At 27.7% G+C, this 3,312-nt stretch carries 5 protein-coding genes; all 5 read right to left on the minus strand.

The window, feature by feature from the left end; all coding sequences use genetic code 11:
* Positions 1 to 147 precede the first annotated feature (147 nt).
* Entirely contained in the window at positions 148 to 816 is a 669-nt protein-coding gene (locus RMO83_RS03415) for a murein L,D-transpeptidase catalytic domain-containing protein (RefSeq protein ID WP_310558275.1), read from the minus strand.
* A gap of 208 nt (positions 817 to 1,024) precedes the next feature.
* A complete protein-coding gene (locus RMO83_RS03420; RefSeq protein WP_310558276.1) occupies positions 1,025 to 1,579 on the minus strand; it encodes a hypothetical protein in 555 nt (184 codons plus the stop codon).
* 139 nt (positions 1,580 to 1,718) lie between these two features.
* The gene (locus RMO83_RS03425) at positions 1,719 to 2,051 is read right to left on the minus strand and encodes a hypothetical protein (RefSeq protein ID WP_310558277.1); all 333 of its coding nucleotides are present in this window, start codon (positions 2,049 to 2,051) and stop codon (positions 1,719 to 1,721) included.
* A complete protein-coding gene (locus RMO83_RS03430; protein ID WP_310558278.1) occupies positions 2,048 to 2,512 on the minus strand; it encodes a hypothetical protein in 465 nt (154 codons plus the stop codon). Before RMO83_RS03430 ends, RMO83_RS03425 begins: the two co-directional genes overlap by 4 nt.
* 20 nt (positions 2,513 to 2,532) lie before the next feature.
* Complete coding sequence (locus RMO83_RS03435) at positions 2,533 to 3,069, minus strand: hypothetical protein (protein WP_310558279.1); 537 nt, start codon at positions 3,067 to 3,069, stop codon at positions 2,533 to 2,535.
* Positions 3,070 to 3,312: the final 243 nt, after the last annotated feature.

Consider the following 3,312-nt stretch of genomic DNA (forward strand, 5'->3'; position numbering starts at 1 on the left):
TTATTTTGCCTAACATATTGCCACTTTTTTATACCGAAATATACACTTTTTGGCGATTTAAAAGTACTGTTTTCAACTGAATTTAATCACAAGTTATTAACAATCAAATTGTTAATTCATTTTTAAGGAATGACTAAATAATTATTATCATTCCGATTTTATAATCCATAACAAAAGTTTTTTGTTTTCTTTAAGAATCTCATCTATTTCCGCCATACTCTTGTTGGAAACTGCGGGGCAACCCCATCCCTCTGGAGTGCCGTCGGGATAAACTTCATTATTTGGAACTTCATCCCACGAATGTAGTACAATAGCACGATTGATAGCATTTGAATTCGTTTTGTCTTTTCCTTGTAATAAATAATTTACTTTAATTCCCCATTGACTTATCCCTCTTTTCAAAACAACATATTTGCCTATCGAGGAACAATGGGAATCGGGTTCATTACTAACTGGAGCATTTTCTTTTGTATAGGTTTGCCCCCAAACATTATTACCACAACCGTGACTTACCATAAATGATTTTACAACTTGTTTTTTCTTAAAATCATAAATAAAAAATCTTTTTAGACCTGAGTGCAATCCTAAATCTATTAAAATGAATTTATTTGGATTTAAATTGTTGTTTTTTGAATATTCTTGGGCTTCTTTGTAATACGTATCATAATTAATTTCTTTAATTTCTCGATTAAAGTCCAATTTTGAAATAGAATCTAATCTGACTTTATTTTTAGAAACAACAATTTCTGCATCCTCTTTTTCCTTGCAGAAAGAGACTACTAAAACTAAACTTATAAAATAGAATATCTTTTTCATCTTTTAATTTTTTAAATTTTGATGCAATTCCTTTATTTTCTATGTTACATTTAGAGTTAATCTTCATAAGAAAAAATAGTTCGAATGTTGTAAATTATTGCAAATAAACGCTATAAACACAAAAAGTACAGCTTTAGCCTTTACTTTTTGGTTTCATAATTTCACTTATAGAATTCTATACACTAACTTTGGGTTTAAAACTTTTTAACTATTTTATTTCTACAAATCGATTATTTTCAATTTTATATTTTGAAATAATAGTGTCTTTTTTACGACAAGGAAAAAATCCATCTTTTAGTTCATCATATTTTAAATATGCCGAAATTGATTTTATAGTATAGATACCTGCTTTTTCCTCAAACCAACTTAGAGAAGGGTCATTGGTAGTGACCTTAAGCTTGGAGACTATACCTTCGCCTTTTTTATATATAACAAAGTATGATTTACCTGCAATACCAAGAGCAAAAGTATGAAAGTTGCTGTCTATATGATATTGATATCCGTACAATAGTAAATAACAATCATTACTTATTTTTGTTTTATATCCATAATAATATTCTTTACCAGTTTCAAATTCAAATTCGTTTACAGCTTCCGCTTTATTTACAAAATATAAATCTTCATTATTTATTTTTTTTATTACTCTAGATTTAGATTCAAATTTTTCTTTATCTATAAAATTTGCCAAAAAATTTTCTTCCTTTGAATTACTACAACTGCAAAATATCATAGCTGTTAGAAATGTAATGATTTTCTTTTTCATCTTAATTAAAACTAAAAATTATCTCTTATTTCAGTTAGTATATATTGATTTCCAAAACCGTGTCCTGCATATATTGGTGGTTCATAATTCATTATGTTCGATAGCGGTAGCGGGAAACTTTATCAATTATTTTTTACTATTAAACCTTTCCTAAAACTATTTTTAACACATCAATCTTTAAAAAAATTTTAAGCAAATCAAATGTTAAAATAGCAAACCCTAAGAAAACAAGCCAATTAGTTAAAATGTGTTTAAAAAAATTTTTTTTTGTTAAAATGACATATCTTAATTCTAAGATTAAAAATAATGAAATAACAAATAAATGTATGTACAACAATAAAAGTATTACGAAAAAATATTCAGTAGTATATGCGAAAATCATTCCTAATCCGTAAATAATTACATTAATTATTCTTGTTTTTTCTGTAAAACTAAGTTCGTTCCGATTATTTTTTTCTCTCTCTATATTCATAATGTTATAGATTGATAACCATTTGCAACCAAAATGGTATTTATTTGAGCTAATAATACAATGTCAAATTCTAGTCCAGCTAATTGTAACTCTTCTCTAAGTTTAAAATGAAGAATAGGTATGTAAGGTTTGTCTTGATAGTCAGTTATTGTTTGTTGCATTTGTGCACTTGTAAAATTATTATTAAGCACTTGTATTGCTGAATTTTTAAAAGATGTATAATCTATGTTGTTTTTTATTGTTTGCCAAACAGTAGCAGGAACTGCGGTTCTCTCTATTGCAATTTTGTCAATAAATTTATTTGTGAAATAGGGTAATCTAGTTGAAACTTCAAGTCTACTGTAATATATTTCAGCAACTGTTGGTTGAGTTTTTAGTACTCTTTTAAAATTATTATTTTGTTCCAAAGGCTTTGAAAATATATTGATTGAAATTAATAGTAAAATAGCGAAAATTTTCATAATATGTTTGTTTTAATTAATTATTCTGGACAATCGGCTTCGTTGTATGGAAATCTATGAGCATAGTTCTTGTTTTTGTCAAAAGGTTTAACTGTTGCTCCTGGTTTAGATTTAATAAATTTTTCTAAATTTGACATTAAATTTTTCCACGTGGCATCAGCAGCTTTATTGTATAAAAAATCGTCTCCAAAAAGAGTATTAGCTGTTAAATCCACAAATTGACCTAATCGATCGGCTCCTCTCAAGTAAAAGGAATAACTTCCATCACTATTAGCTTCTATGCCAAACTGTCTATGACCACTAACGAAGTGACCTTGATGATCTAAACTTTGTACTGTTGTAAATGTCCAATACATTTCATTGTAGTTGTATTCTGTACATATTACAGTAGAGGTATCCATAAAATTATCAAAATCAATTGCTGCACCAATTGGATTTGATGATTCCCATTTAGTGCCATCTGCAGTAGAATAAGGTTCCAATTTAACCGAGAACCCCGGCAGATTACCGCCAGTTACAAAATCATCAAAATTTCTTCTAATTTCTTCGAACAACATTTGTGGTTGGTATCCATTTGGTAAATTCGTTATATTTAATGCGTATTTATCTAGATTAATATCTCCCCTGCTACCGCACGAATCCTTTCGTGTGGAATACCTTGTCTCGTCCTAAAATAAGTTTACATATTTATACTTAATCCTAAAATAGATTTACAACTCATTTTTAGTCCTGTTATTGGTTTACAATAATAGGACTTTTTACATAATAATTCTTCCATAATTTTTCAGTTTTTATATTAT

It is taken from the genome of Flavobacterium sp., assembly GCF_031423415.1.
Classification (GTDB): domain Bacteria; phylum Bacteroidota; class Bacteroidia; order Flavobacteriales; family Flavobacteriaceae; genus Flavobacterium.